The sequence below is a fragment of the Mycobacterium sp. NGS40 genome, from assembly GCF_059812735.1.
In genome coordinates this window covers 43,680-58,830 of the sequence record NZ_JCALDG010000016.1, presented here as the reverse complement: position 1 = coordinate 58,830, position 15,151 = coordinate 43,680, and the positions used below count along the sequence as shown (strand labels likewise).

The following is a 15,151-nucleotide window of genomic DNA, read 5'->3' as shown; positions in this document are numbered from 1 at the left end:
TATCCAAGAACCCGCCGGACGGCCGGATGAGTACCGGGCGGGCACCCGCCGTTTAAGCTTTCACCCGTGCCGCTCTACGCCGCCTACGGATCAAACATGCATCCCGAGCAGATGCAGCAGCGTGCACCCCACTCCCCGATGGCCGGAACGGGCTGGTTGCACGGCTGGCGGCTGACCTTCGGCGGTGAGGACATCGGCTGGGAAGGCGCGCTGGCCACCGTCGTCGAAGACCCCGATGCCAAGGTGTTCGTCGTGCTGTACGACATGACGCCGGCCGACGAGATGAGCCTGGACCGGTGGGAGGGCTCCGAGTTCGGCATCCACAAAAAGATCAGATGCCGGGTCGAACGCACGTCGTCGGACACCGACACCGATCCCGTGCTGGCGTGGCTCTACGTGCTCGATGCCTGGGAGGGCGGGCTGCCGTCGGCACGGTACCTGGGTGTAATGGCCGATGCTGCCGAAATCGCCGGCGCGCCAATGGAATACGTGCACGATTTGCGGACCCGACCGGCCCGCAACATCGGACCCGGCACTCCCGCGTGACGACACCGGGTGCGAGCCCGGCCGGCGAGGTGCCGACGGGGCGTGACGAGGTCGTCGCCGCGATCCTGGAGAGCGCCGCGGACCTGTTCGCCGAACGCGGACCGGCAGCCGCATCCATCCGCGATATCGCCGCCCGGGCGCGGGTCAACCACGGCCTCGTCTTCCGCCACTTCGGCAACAAAGAACAGCTGGTGGGAGCGGTGCTCAACCACGAGGCCGCAGCGCTGAGCAAACTGATCGACGCCGGTGCACAGCTACCCGAGATCGCTACCGCCGGCACCCGCCAGCTGCGCATCCTCAGCCAGGCGCTCCTCGACGGCTATCCGGTGGCCCAGCTGCAGACCAGCTTCCCGGCCGCCGATCGCCTGCTCGCCGAAGTGCGGCCCCTGCACGACAGCGACGACGCCGCCCGGCTGGCCACCGCGCACGCCGTCGCCTTGCTGCTGGGCTGGCAGCTGTTCGAATCCTTCATCCGCTCGGCGTTCGGCCTGCGGGATTTGTCCGCGGACGCGTTGCGCGAGTCGATCTTCGCCGAGATGGGACGGCTGACCGTCCCGCATTAACCCTCGGCGAACTGGGCCGCCTGCTCGATGATGTTGACCATCACTCGCAGTCCGACCCCCAGCGCGCGCTCGTCGAGATCGAAATTCGGCTGGTGCAGGTCCAGCTGCGGGCCCTCGCCCGGCCACACCCCCAGCCGCGCCATCGCGCCCGGAATCTCCTCCAGGTACCAGGAGAAGTCCTCGCCGCCGCCGGACTGGCGCGTGTCGGCCAGCACGTCGGGGCCCACCCCCTCGATCGCGTGGGTGAGGATGCGCGTCGAGACCTCCTCGTTGACCACCGGCGGCACGCCGCGCCGGTATTGCATCGTGTGTTCGATGTCCAGCGGCGCCAGCAGCGAATCCACCGCCTGACCGATGATCGCCTCGAGCTCGAGCCAGGTGTGCCGGCTCGCGGTGCGCACGGTGCCGGACAGCTGGCCGCTCTGCGGAATGGCATTGGCGGCCACCCCGGCGTTGACCGCGCCCCATACCAGGACGGTGCCGTTGCGGGGGTCGAGGCGCCGCGACAAAACGCCGGGTACCCCGGTGATCAGGGCGCCGAGACCGTAGACCAGGTCGGCGGTCAGGTGTGGCCGTGAGGTGTGCCCGCCCGGCGAATACAGCGTGATGTGGATGTGGTCGGCGGCCGAGGTGATCGGGCCCTGCCGGACCGCGACCTTGCCGACCTCGAGGCGGGGATCACAGTGCAACGCGAAGATCCGCGACACCCCGGTCAGCGCTCCGGCCGCGATCGCGTCGATGGCGCCGCCGGGCATCAGCTCCTCGGCGGCCTGGAAGATCAATCGCACCCCGACCGGCAGTTCGGGCACCGACGCCAGCGCCTGCGCGGTGCCCAGCAGGATCGCGGTGTGCGCGTCGTGACCGCAGGCGTGCGCGACGTTCGGCATCGTCGACGCATACGGCGCCCCGGTCCGCTCGGCCATCGGCAGCGCGTCCATGTCGGCCCGCAGCGCGACCCTGGGCTCGTGTTCCGGCCCGAAATCGCACGTCAGCCCGGTACCGCCGGGGAGCACCTTCGGGTTGAGACCCGCGTCGGCCAACCGCTCGGCGACGAACTGCGTGGTGGCGTACTCCTGCCGGCCCAGCTCCGGATAGCGGTGGATGTGCCGGCGCCACTCGACCATGTCCTCGTAGTGCGCGGCCAGCCAGGATTCGGCGGTGTCGACCAGGCTCATGGGGCGGCCCGACGTTGGACCCCGGCCAGCACCCGGTCCCGCTCGGCGCTGTCCTGGGCGAGGTGGACGACCGTGCGCGCCAGCATCACCGCGCCGTCGACCACCGCGCGGTCGGCGCTCGGGCCGGCGGCGGCCGCGGCGAATGCGCGCTGATGCACCGTCGCGCCACCGGCGTCGACACCGATCACCGGGTGGATGCCCGGCAGCACCTGCGTGACGTTGCCCATGTCGGTGCTGCCCATCGGCAGCGCCGTCTCGAATTCGGGCGACACCGGGTCCCGCCCCAGCCGGCGCATCTCTTCCCGGCAGATCTCGGCCAGCCAACGGTCGGGCTTGAGCTCGGCGTAAGCCGGTGACGGCGTGCTGATCTCGTATTCGCAGCCGGTGGCCAGGGCGCCCGCGGCAAAGCACGCAAACATCCGGCCCTCCAGCTCGCGCAGCGAATCCAGTTCGGCGGCCCGCATCGCGTACTGCAATGCCGCGTGGCCGGGGATGACGTTGACCGCCTGCCCGCCGTTGGTGACGATCCCGTGCACCAGCTGCCCGGGCGCCAGCTGCTGGCGCAGCACGCCGATCGCGACCTGCGCGACGGTGATGGCGTCGGCGGCGTTGACGCCCAGATGTGGGGCGACGGCGGCGTGCGACTCCTTGCCCCGGTAGTCGACCGTCACTTCGGACAAGGCCAGCGAACGGGCGGCGGCGATGTCGGTCGGCCCGGGATGCAGCATCACGGCCGCCGCGACGTCGTCGAACGTGCCGGCCTCCAGCAGCAGCGCCTTGCCGCCGCCCGCCTCCTCGGCGGGAGTGCCGACCAGGGCCACGGTCAGACCGAGCTCGTCGGCCACCTCGGCCAGCGCCAGCGCGGTTCCGACCGCCGAGGCCGCGATGATGTTGTGGCCGCAGGCATGTCCGATTTCGGGCAGGGCGTCGTACTCGGCGCAGACCCCGATCACCAGCGGTCCGCTGCCGAAGTCGGCGCGGAAGGCGGTATCCAAACCGCCGGCGCCCGCAGTGACCTCGAAGCCCCGCTCCGCGACCAGTGCCTGCGTTTTAGCGCAGCTGCGGTGTTCGGCGAAGGCCAGCTCGGGCTCGGCGTGGATTGCGTGCGACAACTCGACGAGATCGCCGCCACGACGCCGCACTGCGTCCTCGACGCTGTCCAATGCGGTGTTTGTGGGCATCCTCGCAGTATCTCATCGAACCAAGCCGCGGCGGACCGCGCCGACCGCGGCTACACCCGCCCGGCGATGAATCCCGCCGCCTGGCCGGGGAACGGCGGCGTCGAATAGTCGTGATGCGCATCGCGGTCGCGACCGCCGACGACGCAGACCGGGTCACCGGCGGCGCACAGGTCGATGGCACGGCCGGCGAATGCACCCGCCGTCGACAGCGGGGTGTTGAACCGGTTGCCGGGATTGCCGAACACGGCGACCGCCCTGATCTTGTTGGCCAGGCCGGGGTCCAGCGCCGGGGCCGACCCGAACTCACCGATGGTGTTGCCCAGCGGCGGCACCCCGGCCAGCATCGAGACCGCGGCGGCGCCCTGCGAGAAGCCGCCCAGGATCAGGTGGGTGGCCGGGCACTGGTCGACCATCGCCGCGATGTGATCGCGGGCGTCGTTGGCGCCGTCACCGGTCTGCAGGAAGTTGTAGCTGGCCGGATAGTTCACCGCGTAGTTGTCGAAGCTGCGACCGCCCAGCGAGCCCTGCAGCGCACCGAAGAGCGCATCACCCACGGCGCCCAGGCCGGGTGGCTCGTTGGTGCCCCGAGCGAAGATCAGCTGGACGTCCGGGCAGTCCGCCCTCGCCGCCGGAGCCGGACCACCGAGGAGCGCGGCCACCGAGACCGCAACAGCAACAAGCGCGCCGAGAACCGGCCACCTACCAAAACTCATGCGGGAAATCCTGACATATATAGCGAAGCTAAGCTCGCGCAGTGTGACCGACGTTGCATCCGAGAGTGCACAACTCGCGCGGCGCGCGGCAAATTCCATCCGCGAGAAAACCGGGGTCGACGAGCACGATGTCGCGATCGTCCTCGGCTCGGGATGGTCGCCGGCGATCGCGGCGCTGGGCTCCCCCGACGTCGTGCTGCCCCAGGCCGAGCTTCCCGGCTTCGCGCCGCCGCGCGCGGCCGGCCATCCCGGCGAGCTGTTGTCGCTGCGCATCGGCGAGCACCGGGTACTGGTGCTGGCCGGACGCGTGCACGCCTACGAGGGTCATGACCTGAGCCACGTCGTCCACCCGGTGCGGGCGGCCTGTGCGGCCGGGGCCGGCATCGTGGTGCTGACGAACGCGGCCGGCGGGTTGCGCGCCGGCATGCGGGTCGGCCAGCCGGTGCTGATCAGCGATCACCTGAACCTGACCGCGCGTTCGCCATTGGTCGGCGCCCAGTTCGTCGACCTCACCGATGCCTACGCCCCGCGGCTGCGCGACCTCGCCCGCGACACCGACCCCGAGCTGACCGAAGGCGTGTACGCCGGCCTGCCCGGGCCGCACTACGAGACGCCGGCCGAGATCCGGATGCTGCGGACGCTGGGCGCCGACCTGGTCGGCATGTCGACGGTGCACGAGACGATCGCGGTGCGCGCGGCCGGTGCCGAGGTGCTGGGCATCTCGCTGGTGACCAATCTGGCGGCCGGGATCAGCGGTGCTCCGCTGAGCCATGCCGACGTGATGGCGGCCGGGGCCGCGTCGGCGGCCAGGATCGGCGCGCTGCTGGCCGACGTTATCGCCCGTATTTAGCAGAATGGGTCGTGTGACGCCGCAGGAGTGGATCGCACATGACCCCGACCCGACGACTGCTGCCGAACTCGCCGCGTGCTCGCCCGAGGAACTTCAGGCACGTTTCGCCCGCCCCCTGACGTTCGGCACCGCGGGCTTGCGCGGCCCGGTGCGCGGCGGCCCGGACGCGATGAACGTCGCGGTCGTCTCGCGCGCGACGTGGGCAGTGGCGCAGGTGCTTACCGATCGCGGCCTGGCCGGCTCGCAGGTGATCGTCGGGCGTGACGCCCGGCACGGCTCGGCGATCTTCGCCACGGTGACCGCGGAAATCCTTGCTGCCCACGGCTTTACGGTCTTGCTGCTACCCGGCGCGGTGCCCACACCGGTGCTCGCCTACGCGGTGCGCCAGACCGGCGCCGCCGCCGGGATCCAGATCACCGCATCGCACAATCCGCCGGCCGACAATGGCTACAAGGTGTACTTCGACGGCGGCATCCAGATCATCTCCCCCACCGACACCGAGATCGAAACCGCAATGGCCACAGCGCCTCCCGCCGATCAAATCGCCCGCCAGCCGGTGGCGCCCGCGGGCACCGACCTGGTTGCGCGCTACATCGAACGCGCGGCCGGGGTGCGGCGCACCACCGGCTCGGTGCGGGTGGCCCTGACCCCGCTGCACGGCGTCGGCGGCGCGGTGGCCGTCGAGACGCTGCACCGGGCGGGCTTTCACGAGGTGCACACCGTCGGCGCCCAGTTCGCGCCGGACCCCGACTTCCCCACCGTCGCGTTCCCCAACCCCGAGGAGCCCGGCGCCGCCGACGCGCTGCTGGCCGTGGCTGCCGAGATCGATGCCGACGTCGCGATCGCCCTGGACCCCGACGCCGACCGCTGCGCGGTGGGCATCCCCACGGCCACCGGATGGCGGATGCTCTCCGGCGACGAAACCGGTTGGCTGCTAGGCGATTACATCCTCTCCCACGATAAACTGGACAACGCGGTGGTTGCCAGCACCATCGTGTCCTCCCGGATGCTCGCACAGATCGCCGGCCATTACGGCGCGACCCACGTCGAAACGCGCACCGGCTTCAAGTGGCTGGCGCGCGCCGATTCGAAGGTGCCCGGCGGCAGCCTGGTCTACGCCTACGAAGAAGCGATCGGCCACTGCGTCGACCCGGCCGCCGTGCGTGACAAGGACGGCATCAGTGCCGCGGTGCTGGTGTGCGACATGGTGGCTTCTCAGAAACAGCAGGGCCGTTCGGTCCCCGACGTGCTCGACGAACTCGCTCGGCGATACGGCGTGCATGACGTCGCGGCGGTTTCGCGCCGGGTCGCCGACAGCACCGAGGCCGCCGCACTCATGGCCCGGCTGCGTGCCGCCCCGCCGAAGCAACTGGCCGGGTTCGCGGCTACCGTCACCGACATCACCGACGCGCTGATCTTCGCCGCCGGCAACGACGACACCTCGATCCGGGTGGTGGTCCGGCCTTCCGGCACGGAGCCAAAGCTCAAGTGCTACTTGGAGATTGGCTGCGCCGCTTCCGACGAATTAGCTTCTTCTCGGACTTACGCCGCCGCGCTGCGCGCTGAGTTGGTTGCTTCGGTGGAACGCTGGTGAAGATGCGGGGCCCGAACTGACGGTCGCCGGCATCGCCGAGCCCGGGCACGATATACGCCGACTTGTTGAGTCCCTTGTCGACCGCCGCGGTGAACACTCGAGCGTTCGGCGCGATTTCCTCAACCGCCGCAAGCCCTTCCGGCGCGGCCACCACACACAGCACGCTGATATCCGTGGCACCACGGCGCTGCAGCAGTTCGATGGCATACGTCATCGATCCGCCGGTGGCCAGCATCGGGTCGAGCACGATGACGGGCCGGTGTTTGAGCTTTTCGGGCAGCGACTCCATGTACGGGTAGGGCAGATGGGTGTCTTCGTCGCGGGCCACACCGACGAAGCCGACCTGGGCGTCCGGGACCAGGGCGTGCGCCTCGCTGACCATCCCGAGCCCGGCCCGCAGCACCGGCACCAGCAGCGGCGGTTTGGCCAATCGCTTTCCGAATGTCTCGGCCAGGGGCGTCCGTATCCTGATCGGCGCGGTGGCCGCGTCCCGGGTGGCCTCGTAGACCAGCATCAGCGTCAGCTCACGCAGCGCGGCCCGAAAGCCCGCGGCGTCGGTGCGTTCGTCGCGCAGCACCGTCAACCGGGTGGCGGCCAACGGGTGGTCGATCACGCGGACTTCCATGCGCATGAGGGTATATAACGATCCGACCTCGGTTGGCTAAAGCGCAGCTCACCCCCATGCGCGCCTGGCGTGCGGCGCGCGCGTCGGCTCATATGCTCCCCGGGTGTTTCGCGAGATCCGAAGTCTTGGCAGGTTGGCCGCAGCGGTGGGGCTGATGTGGCTGGCAGCCACCCCGCTGGCTCCCCGCGGGGCCGCCGCGGCGGCGCTGCCCCGGCCCGCGCACATCGTAATTGTGGTGGAAGAGAACCGTTCTGAAGGTCACATCATCGGCAGCCCGCAGAACCCGTTCATCAACGCGCTGGCCTCCCACGGCGCCAACATGACGGCGTCGTTCGCCGAAACCCACCCCAGCGAGCCGAACTATCTGGCGATGTTCGCCGGCAACACCTTCGGTCTGACCAAGGACTCGTGCCCGATCAACGCCGGCAACGCCCCCAACCTGGGCTCTGAATTGCTCAGCGCCGGTTACACATTCGTCGGTTATGCGGAAGACCTGCCCGCGGTGGGCTCACCGGTGTGCAGCGCGGGCAAGTACGCACGCAAGCACGTGCCGTGGGCCAATTTCACCAACGTGCCGTCGGCGAGTTCGATGCCGTTCTCCGCGTTCCCGCAGGGGAACTACGCCAGCCTGCCGACGGTGTCGTTCGTCATTCCCAACAACGACAACAACATGCACGACGGCTCGATCGCGCAGGGTGACGCCTGGCTGAACCGGCAGATGTCCGGATACGCCAACTGGGCCGTGGCCAACAACAGCCTGCTGATCGTGACCTGGGACGAGGACGACGGCGGCACCCACAACCAGATCCCGACCATCATCTACGGCGCGCACGTCCAGCCGGGCGGTTACCCCGAGCAGATGAGCCACTACAACCTGCTGTCCACCATCGAGCAGATGTACGGACTGCCCAAGACCGGCAACGCGGCCAACGCTCCCGCGATCGCCAGCATCTGGGCGGGATAGGCCCGCTTCCCCGGCCGTCGCTATTGTGTGCCGCATGGCTGCTGACCTCGTACCCATTCGTCTGAGCCTGTCCGACGGCGACCGCTATACCGTCTGGGCACCGCGCTGGCGCGACGCAGGCGACGAGTGGGAGGCGTTCCTGGGCAATGAAGACGACCTGTACGTCTTCGAGGCCGTTGCCGATCTCGTCGCGTTCGTGCGGTCGGGTGCCGAAAACGACCTGACCGATCACCCGGGGTGGAAAGACCTGACCACCGCCCACGCGCACGATTTCGAGCCCGCCGAAACCAGACAGTTCGACCTGATCGCGGTCGAGGAGCTGGTGGCCGAGAAGCCGACCGAGGATTCGGTGACCGCGCTGGCCGGCGCACTGGCGATCGTGTCGTCGATCGGGTCGGTGTGCGAGCTGCCTGCGGTGTCGAAGTTCTTCAACGGCAACCCCAGCCTGGGCACGGTGTCCGGCGGCGTCGAGCACTTCACCGGCCGGGCCGGCGCCAAACGCTGGGATGCGATCGGCGAGGTCATCGGACGCAGCTGGGACGACGTGCTCAAGGCCATCGAGGGCATCACCAGCACCCCCGAGGTCGACGAGACGGCGGTCAAGAAGGCCGCCGAAGAGCTGGACGAAGAGCGCGAGGAAGAAGCTCCGGAAGAAACCGACGAGGACGAGTCCGACGGCGAAGCCGTCGACGAGGACGACGAGGCTGACGAAGCCGTCGACGACGAGGCCTTGGACGACGAAGAAAACGGAGACGAAGAAGAGGACGAGGAGGAGGAGGATCGCGCGCCCGGCGACACCGTCGTCCTCGGCGGTGACGAGGACTTCTGGATGCAGGTCGGCATCGACCCGGTCCGCATCATGACGAGTTCGGGCACGTTCTACACGCTGCGCTGCTACCTCGACGACCGCCCGATCTTCCTGGGCCGCAACGGGCGTATCAGCGTGTTCACCTCCGAGCGGAGCCTGGCTCGCTACCTCGCCGACGAGCACGACCACGACCTGTCCGATCTGAGCACCTACGACGACATCCGGACCGCCGCGACGGACGGATCGCTGGCCGTCGAGGTCAGCGACGAGAACATCTACGTGCTCAGCGGGCTGGCCGAAGACTTCGCCGACGGCCCCGACGCCGTCGATCGTGAGCAACTCGACCTGGCCGTCGAACTGCTCCGCGATATCGGCGACTACTCCGAGGAGAGCACCGTCGACAAGGCCCTGGAAACCGGCAAGCCGCTGGGCAAGCTGGTGGCCTACGTGCTCGAGCCCGGCTCGGTGAGCAAGCCCGCGCCGCCGTATTCGGCGGCGGTGCGCGAATGGGAAGAACTGGAGAAGTTCATCGATTCCCGGCTGCGGCGTGAATAGGGCGCTACCCGCGTTCGTTTGACGGGTGTCCGAGTGTCCTCTTTACTTGCGGGTGTCGCTTCCCGTGATCGGACCGCTGCCAGTCTATGGATTTCAGCGTCCGGCCCTGCTGTTGTTCGGGCTGATCCCGCTGGTCTTGCTGGCCGTCTATGTCGTCGTTGCGGCCCGGCAGCGGCGGCGCCTGCGCCGCTACACCGAGGCGGAGGTGCCGCAGTCGCCATGGCGGCACCTGCCGATAGCCGTGTCGCTGCTGAGCCTGGCGCTGTTGACGATCGCGCTGGGCACCCCGACGCACGACATGAAGATCCCGCGCAACCGCGCCGTCGTGATGCTCGTGATCGACATGTCGCAGTCCATGCGGGCGACCGACGTCGAGCCCAGCCGGCTCAAGGCCGCCGAGGAAGCCGCCAGTAAGTTCGCCGCGGCGCTGACCCCGGGCATCAATCTCGGGCTCGTCGGCTTCGCGGGCACGCCGTACCTGCTGGTGCCGCCGACCCCGCAGCACCAGGCGACCATCGACGCCCTGCCGAAGCTGCAATTCGGCGATGGCACGGCGACCGGTGAAGCCATCTACACCGCCCTGCACGCCATCGAGGCGACGAACACGACCGGTGGGGATACTCCGCCGCCGGCCCGGATCGTGCTGCTGTCCGACGGCGGGGAGAACAGGCCGACCGATCCCAGTGATCCGCACGACGGTGTCTACACGGCCTCGCGGCTGGCCAAGGACCAGGGCGTGCCCATCTCGACGATCTCGTTCGGCACCAAGAGCGGCAGCATCAGCCTGGACGGCGTGCAGGTGAACGTTCCGGTCTCGACGGACCAGATGAAGAAGGTCGCGCAGCTGGCCGGCGGGCAGGCCTATACCGCGTCCAACCTCGACGAGCTCACCAAGGACTACCAAGCCATCCAGAAGGAGATCGGGTATCGCACCGTGCCCGGGCCGGGTGGTTCCGGGTGGCTGCGCCTCGGAGTGCTCACCGCGTTGATCGCCACCGTCTTGGCGCTGCTGATCAACCGGCGCCTGCCTACCTAGCTCGTCAGGCGGGCAGCCTGCGGTTGAGGAACAGGCCGGCCAGCACCGCGCCGGCCAGCACCACCGAACCGAGCAGCAGCCACGCCAGGCTCGCATCGCCCTTGACCGTCTCGTAGCCGATCTGGCGCTGCAGCGTCGCGTAGACCTCCTTGAGGGACTGCAGGCTGTCGGCGTGGAACGCCTGGCCGTCGGTGATCTTGCAGATCTCCTGCAGGGTCTGGTCGTCGACCGGAACCGGAATTGTCGCGCCCTGGTAGACGACGGTGCCGTCGGGCGTACCGAACGAGATCGTCGAGATCTGCACGCCCTCGGCCTTGGCCGCGCGGGCCGCGGTGAAGGCGCCCTGCGGCGCGTTGGGGTCCAGCGGCACGTTCTCGGCGCCGTCGGACTCCAGCACGATGCGCGCCGGGGGCGGGCCGTCGCCGCCGCCCATCACCGCACCAACCGTCGCGATCGCCTGTAACGCGGTGAAAATGCCTTCTCCGGTGGCGGTTTTCGGAGCCGGTTGCAGGCCGTCGATCGCCGCCTTGACAGCACCGCGGTTGGTCGTCGGCGACACCAGCAGGGTGGCGTTGGCCGCGAACGCCACCAGCCCGAGGTTGATCGCCGGCGTCAGCTCGTCGGCGAACTGCTTACCGGCCTCTTGCGCGGCGGCCAGCCGGTTGGGAGCCACGTCAGTGGCGGCCATCGACTCCGAGACGTCGATGACCAGCATCACCACCGCGCGGTTGAGCGGAATGCGGACATCGGTTGTCGGCCCGGCCATTGCCGTCGTCAGCAGCACCAGCGACGCCGCGAGCAGGATCGTCGGGATGTGGCGCCACCGCGACAGCCGTGCGGGCGCGACGCGCTCCAGCACCTCCATGTTGGCGAACCGCAGCACCCGTCGGCGCCGGGCGAATTGCTGGACGACGTAGAGCCCGATCACCAGCAGCACGGCCAGCAGCGCCAGGAAGAACCATCCGTGCTGGAAGCCCGTGAGCGACACCGGACCCAGCAGTGGCAGCTTCATGCCACGCACATTACGTGGCGCCGCAGCGACACGGTTCAGCCAGCGACGAGGTCCCGGCGCGCAGTGAATTTGATGTCGAGACTGCGCAGGTGGGTCTGCAGCCCGGCGTCCTGCACGGGAATCAGGTGGGCGGGCTGATCGGTCTCGTTGAAGTGGGCGTGCCACATGCCCGGCGGAGTGGTGAACGCGCCACCGGCCTGCCAGTCCACCCGGATCGGGTCCACGATGTCGCCACGCTCGTCGAGGCGCGTACCGAGCAACGAGTAGCAGCCGCTGGGCGGAGCATCGAGAATGAGATCCAATGCGACAGACTGGTGCCGATGCGGGCGCTGCTCCTGGTTGGGCGGCAGCACGCCGAACATTGCCCACAGCACGTGGGTGATGGTCAGCGTCTGCTCCTGGTTCTCGTTGGCCAGCAGCACGCTCACCCGGCTCTTGTCGTTGGCGCCGGGACGCGACGCGATCTCGTCCAGCTTGGCCACCGCGTCCGTGCGGCAGAACTTAGTCGCGGCGAACCGCGGCTCGCGGGCTTCGGCGCCCAGGTAGCGCAGCAGCGGCTCGTCGTGCACCCAGTACATGGCCGCCTCCGAGTCGGCGTAGAACACCGAGCGGGCACCGGCGGGCAGGGTCAGGAAGTCGCCCTTCTCCCACTTGACCAGCTGGCCGTTCACGGCGGCGAAGCCGTGCCCGAACAACACGTAGTACAGCTGCGAGGTGGCGTTGGGGCTGGTGTCGATCTGCTCGCCGGCGCGGATGCGCAGGAAGTTGGCCAGCAGCGCGGGACTGGTCGCCGCTCCGCTGATGCCCAGGTCCGCGGACAGATCCAGCGGCACGATTCCGGTGGGCTCGTCCATGTAGACCTCGGGTCCGAACTGGGTAACCGGAACCTGCGGCGCATACCCGGAGCCGATCGGATTGGCGGCCTTGGAGTACTCGAAGTAGCGGGCTTCATCGGCCCAGTCGGCGAAACGGCCCTCGAACCCGTACTCGGCCACGTTGGTCATCGGGGCGGGAATCGTCGGGTCCAAGTTCACGGACATCGCGCATCTCCTTCAGGCTCAAGTACATCTTGTGTTTGAATCGTATCTATCTTGTATCTCAGTGTCAACCGCAACGTCGTGTACGGTATGGGCACCCTGAGATACGACTGAGCTACAAGGGGGCGCCGTGGCAGCGACCGCCAAGGACCGCGCGCTGGAGTACGTCAAGACCCAGGTGCTCACCGGAGCGTTTCCCGGCGGCGAACTGATCAGCGAGGGTGACGTCGCGACCGCGCTGGGCATGTCGCGGACCCCGGTGCGCGAGGCCTTTCTGCGCATGGAGGCCGAGGGCCTGCTGCGGTTGTATCCGCAACGCGGGGCGCTCGTCGTGCCCGTCTCCCCTGACGAGGTCCGCTCGGTGATCGAGGCCCGGCTGCTGCTCGAGCAGTACGCCGCGCGCAAAGTGGTCGGACGCGGGCCCGCCGGGTGTGCCGCCGTGTTCGAGCGGTTGATGGCCGAGCTGCAACGGCAGCGCGATACCGCGGCGGCGGGCGACTGGCGGGCATTCCTGGACTCCGACCGCGCCTTCCACGCCATCACCCTCGAAGAGTCGGGCAACGCGATTCTGTCCGGCTTCTACTCCTCGCTGCGCGACCGGCAGATGCGGATGATCGGCGAATCGGCGTTGCGCGAACAAGATCGGGTCGCGACGATCATGCGCGAGCACCTCGCGATCGCCGAGGCACTGCGCGACGGCGATCTGCCACGAGCGCAGCAGGCCGTGCAGACCCACCTGGTCAGCACCGTGCGCGCTATCGGTCTGGCCGTCGACTGGTCGTCGATCTGACCCGCGGCCGACACGGACTTATACACACGTCCAAAACCTTCCGAAGCCGAATTCCGCGTGCTAGAAATCCCTACAAGGGGGTCGACCTCTTCGGGCGGGGGTTTGTGCCAGAACGCTTCGCCGTTTTTACTGGTCCGTCCGAAAGGCAACGCCGCCATGGACTTTGGATTGCTGATGCCGGAAATCAACTCCGCTCGCATGTACTCCGGACCCGGGTCCGGCCCGTTGCTGGCCGCCGCGGCGGCCTGGGGCGAACTCGCCGCTCAGCTGGAATCGGCTGCCGGCGGCTACTTTTCGGAAGTCTCGGGCTTGACCGGGCAGACGTGGTTCGGCCCGTCGTCAATGCGGATGGCCGCCGCCGCCGCACCCTATGTGGCCTGGCTGCAGGCGGCCGCCGCGCAAGCCGCCCAAACCTCGGCTCAGGCATACGCGGCGGCAGCGGCCTACGAGGCGGCCTTCGCGATGACGGTCCCGCCGCCGGTGATCGCCGCCAACCGGGCGCAGCTGATGGCGCTGGTCGCGACGAACTTCTTCGGGCAGAACACCCCGGCGATCGCGGCCACCGAAGCCCAGTACGGGCAGATGTGGGTCCAAGACGCCGCCGCGATGTACACCTACGCCGCCGACGCGACGACCGCGAGCACCCTGACGTCCTACGACGAGCCGCCGCAGACCACCAACCAGGCCGGCCAAGCCGATCAGGGCCGCGCGATGGCCCAGAGCGCGGGCAATCTCACCAGTGCTCGCACCCAATCCCTGGTGCAGCAGGTATCGACCAACACCACCGGGCCCGGTGGCATCGACTACACGCCGGTCGGCGACGCCGACCCGCCGATCCCGCCCGGAACGTCGGCCAACGTGCCGCCGCTGAGCATCATCTCCGTCGGGACCAACTCGCACATGATCGTCGACGCCGGGTCGGTCACGATGGCACCCACCGGCGCCGCCGGCTTCTTCGAAGTCACGGCCCAGAGCGGTTCGACCGTCACCCTCAACCCCGGCAGCGTCTTTACCGCCGGAGCCTTGCAGTGGGTGGACGCGACCACCGGCGCCAACGTGAGTGGCGTCGTGAACGTCGGGGTTGGCGAAACCGTCACCCTTACCCCCAAATTCGCCATCGGGGCCTTCGGCTTCCTCAACGCGGGCTCGGCCACCCTCGGTCCGGGAACCGGCATCATCACCGTGAACGACACCGCCGTCGGATTCGCCGGCCTGTCCGGCGCGACCCTCACCAATGCCGCGGGCAGCGTCTCCTACACCTCCGTCCCCGTGCCCGCATTGGCCACCCCCGGCCTGGCCGGAACCGCGGGAATTCAACCCCAATTCAACGCCGAGGGCCTCGCCGATTGGGGCCGCCACGTGGCCTCCGCGCTTCTCCCCGAAGGCGAAGCCGCGGCGGCATTGGGCTAAGCGGTAGCGTCGAACCATGAAGCGCAGCATCGTCGGCGGACTGGCCGTCGTGCTGATCACCGGAGGGCTGCTCACCACGGCGCCGCCGGCCCTCGCCGGCTGCCAGTACGGCGGACCCGTGATCAGCAAGTGCGACGGACCCATTGCGCCCGACGGCACCTGGGAACGTTGCGTCGTGACGCACAATCTGGTGCCCAACGGCGCCAGTTCCTTCTTTGTGCCCGAGCGGACCTGCAACGTGATGGGCCCCGGGGGATTCGACCCGCACATCGACGGCTGAGGCTTGTCGGAC

At 68.9% G+C, this 15,151-nt stretch carries 16 protein-coding genes; 10 read left to right on the top strand and 6 right to left on the bottom strand.

Going from position 1 to position 15,151, the window contains the following annotated elements; all coding sequences use genetic code 11:
• Positions 1 to 66: 66 nt before the first annotated feature.
• Together AC5Y5O_RS22540 and AC5Y5O_RS22535 are read left to right on the top strand one after the other, a co-directional pair.
• Positions 67 to 546, top strand: coding sequence for a gamma-glutamylcyclotransferase family protein (locus AC5Y5O_RS22540; RefSeq protein WP_096285153.1), 480 nt, complete (start codon positions 67 to 69; stop codon positions 544 to 546).
• Positions 543 to 1,109, top strand: a complete 567-nt coding sequence (locus AC5Y5O_RS22535) for a TetR/AcrR family transcriptional regulator (RefSeq protein ID WP_096285151.1) — start codon at positions 543 to 545, stop codon at positions 1,107 to 1,109. The genes AC5Y5O_RS22540 and AC5Y5O_RS22535 overlap by 4 nt, the downstream gene beginning before the upstream one ends.
• On the opposite strand, the gene AC5Y5O_RS22530 is transcribed toward AC5Y5O_RS22535, so the two are convergent.
• Genes AC5Y5O_RS22530 through AC5Y5O_RS22520 form a run of 3 tightly spaced genes read right to left on the bottom strand, consistent with a single transcriptional unit; the run spans position 1,106 to position 4,178 of the window.
• Positions 1,106 to 2,284: an amidohydrolase gene (locus AC5Y5O_RS22530; RefSeq protein ID WP_096285149.1), complete on the bottom strand. Its 1,179-nt coding sequence runs from the start codon at positions 2,282 to 2,284 to the stop codon at positions 1,106 to 1,108. The two genes, AC5Y5O_RS22535 and AC5Y5O_RS22530, sit on opposite strands and share 4 nt — an antisense overlap.
• Complete coding sequence (locus AC5Y5O_RS22525; protein WP_096285147.1) at positions 2,281 to 3,465, bottom strand: M20 family metallopeptidase; 1,185 nt, start codon at positions 3,463 to 3,465, stop codon at positions 2,281 to 2,283. Before AC5Y5O_RS22525 ends, AC5Y5O_RS22530 begins: the two co-directional genes overlap by 4 nt.
• A 50-nt stretch (positions 3,466 to 3,515) precedes the next feature.
• Entirely contained in the window at positions 3,516 to 4,178 is a 663-nt protein-coding gene (locus tag AC5Y5O_RS22520) for a cutinase family protein (protein ID WP_500027535.1), read from the bottom strand.
• A 43-nt stretch (positions 4,179 to 4,221) separates the two neighbouring features.
• On the opposite strand from AC5Y5O_RS22520, the gene AC5Y5O_RS22515 reads away from it, so the two are divergent.
• Together AC5Y5O_RS22515 and AC5Y5O_RS22510 are read left to right on the top strand one after the other, a co-directional pair.
• Positions 4,222 to 5,028 (top strand): purine-nucleoside phosphorylase, encoded by an 807-nt coding sequence (locus tag AC5Y5O_RS22515; RefSeq protein WP_500027534.1) that lies wholly within the window; start codon positions 4,222 to 4,224, stop codon positions 5,026 to 5,028.
• A 13-nt stretch (positions 5,029 to 5,041) separates the two neighbouring features.
• Complete coding sequence (locus AC5Y5O_RS22510) at positions 5,042 to 6,622, top strand: phospho-sugar mutase (RefSeq protein ID WP_500027532.1); 1,581 nt, start codon at positions 5,042 to 5,044, stop codon at positions 6,620 to 6,622.
• On the opposite strand, the gene upp is transcribed toward AC5Y5O_RS22510, so the two are convergent.
• Positions 6,513 to 7,247, bottom strand: a complete 735-nt coding sequence (gene upp, locus AC5Y5O_RS22505) for a uracil phosphoribosyltransferase (protein ID WP_096285139.1) — start codon at positions 7,245 to 7,247, stop codon at positions 6,513 to 6,515. The genes AC5Y5O_RS22510 and upp overlap by 110 nt on opposite strands.
• A 154-nt stretch (positions 7,248 to 7,401) precedes the next feature.
• On the opposite strand from upp, the gene AC5Y5O_RS22500 reads away from it, so the two are divergent.
• Genes AC5Y5O_RS22500 through AC5Y5O_RS22490 form a run of 3 tightly spaced genes read left to right on the top strand, consistent with a single transcriptional unit; the run spans position 7,402 to position 10,610 of the window.
• Positions 7,402 to 8,211: an alkaline phosphatase family protein gene (locus AC5Y5O_RS22500; RefSeq protein ID WP_500027613.1), complete on the top strand. Its 810-nt coding sequence runs from the start codon at positions 7,402 to 7,404 to the stop codon at positions 8,209 to 8,211.
• 34 nt (positions 8,212 to 8,245) lie between these two features.
• Positions 8,246 to 9,574, top strand: coding sequence for a protein export chaperone SatS (satS, locus tag AC5Y5O_RS22495; RefSeq protein ID WP_500027529.1), 1,329 nt, complete (start codon positions 8,246 to 8,248; stop codon positions 9,572 to 9,574).
• A 52-nt stretch (positions 9,575 to 9,626) separates the two neighbouring features.
• On the top strand, positions 9,627 to 10,610 hold the full coding sequence (locus AC5Y5O_RS22490) for a VWA domain-containing protein (protein ID WP_096285133.1): 984 nt from the start codon (positions 9,627 to 9,629) through the stop codon (positions 10,608 to 10,610).
• A 4-nt stretch (positions 10,611 to 10,614) separates the two neighbouring features.
• Here the strand turns inward: AC5Y5O_RS22490 and AC5Y5O_RS22485 are convergent, their stop codons facing one another.
• Together AC5Y5O_RS22485 and AC5Y5O_RS22480 are read right to left on the bottom strand one after the other, a co-directional pair.
• Positions 10,615 to 11,622 carry a VWA domain-containing protein gene (locus AC5Y5O_RS22485; protein WP_096285131.1) on the bottom strand — a complete coding sequence of 336 codons (1,008 nt, stop codon included), beginning with the start codon at positions 11,620 to 11,622 and terminating at the stop codon, positions 10,615 to 10,617.
• A gap of 35 nt (positions 11,623 to 11,657) precedes the next feature.
• Positions 11,658 to 12,662, bottom strand: coding sequence for a cupin domain-containing protein (locus AC5Y5O_RS22480; protein ID WP_096285129.1), 1,005 nt, complete (start codon positions 12,660 to 12,662; stop codon positions 11,658 to 11,660).
• 127 nt (positions 12,663 to 12,789) lie between these two features.
• Here AC5Y5O_RS22480 and AC5Y5O_RS22475 point away from each other — a divergent pair, with 127 nt between their 5' ends.
• The 3 genes from AC5Y5O_RS22475 (at position 12,790) to AC5Y5O_RS22465 (ending at position 15,139) form a co-directional block, all read left to right on the top strand.
• Positions 12,790 to 13,449, top strand: a complete 660-nt coding sequence (locus AC5Y5O_RS22475) for a GntR family transcriptional regulator (protein ID WP_500027526.1) — start codon at positions 12,790 to 12,792, stop codon at positions 13,447 to 13,449.
• A 156-nt stretch (positions 13,450 to 13,605) separates the two neighbouring features.
• Positions 13,606 to 14,859 carry a PPE family protein gene (locus tag AC5Y5O_RS22470; protein WP_096285125.1) on the top strand — a complete coding sequence of 418 codons (1,254 nt, stop codon included), beginning with the start codon at positions 13,606 to 13,608 and terminating at the stop codon, positions 14,857 to 14,859.
• Between the two features lie 16 nt (positions 14,860 to 14,875).
• On the top strand, positions 14,876 to 15,139 hold the full coding sequence (locus tag AC5Y5O_RS22465; RefSeq protein ID WP_500027524.1) for a CDGP domain-containing protein: 264 nt from the start codon (positions 14,876 to 14,878) through the stop codon (positions 15,137 to 15,139).
• Positions 15,140 to 15,151 lie beyond the last annotated feature (12 nt).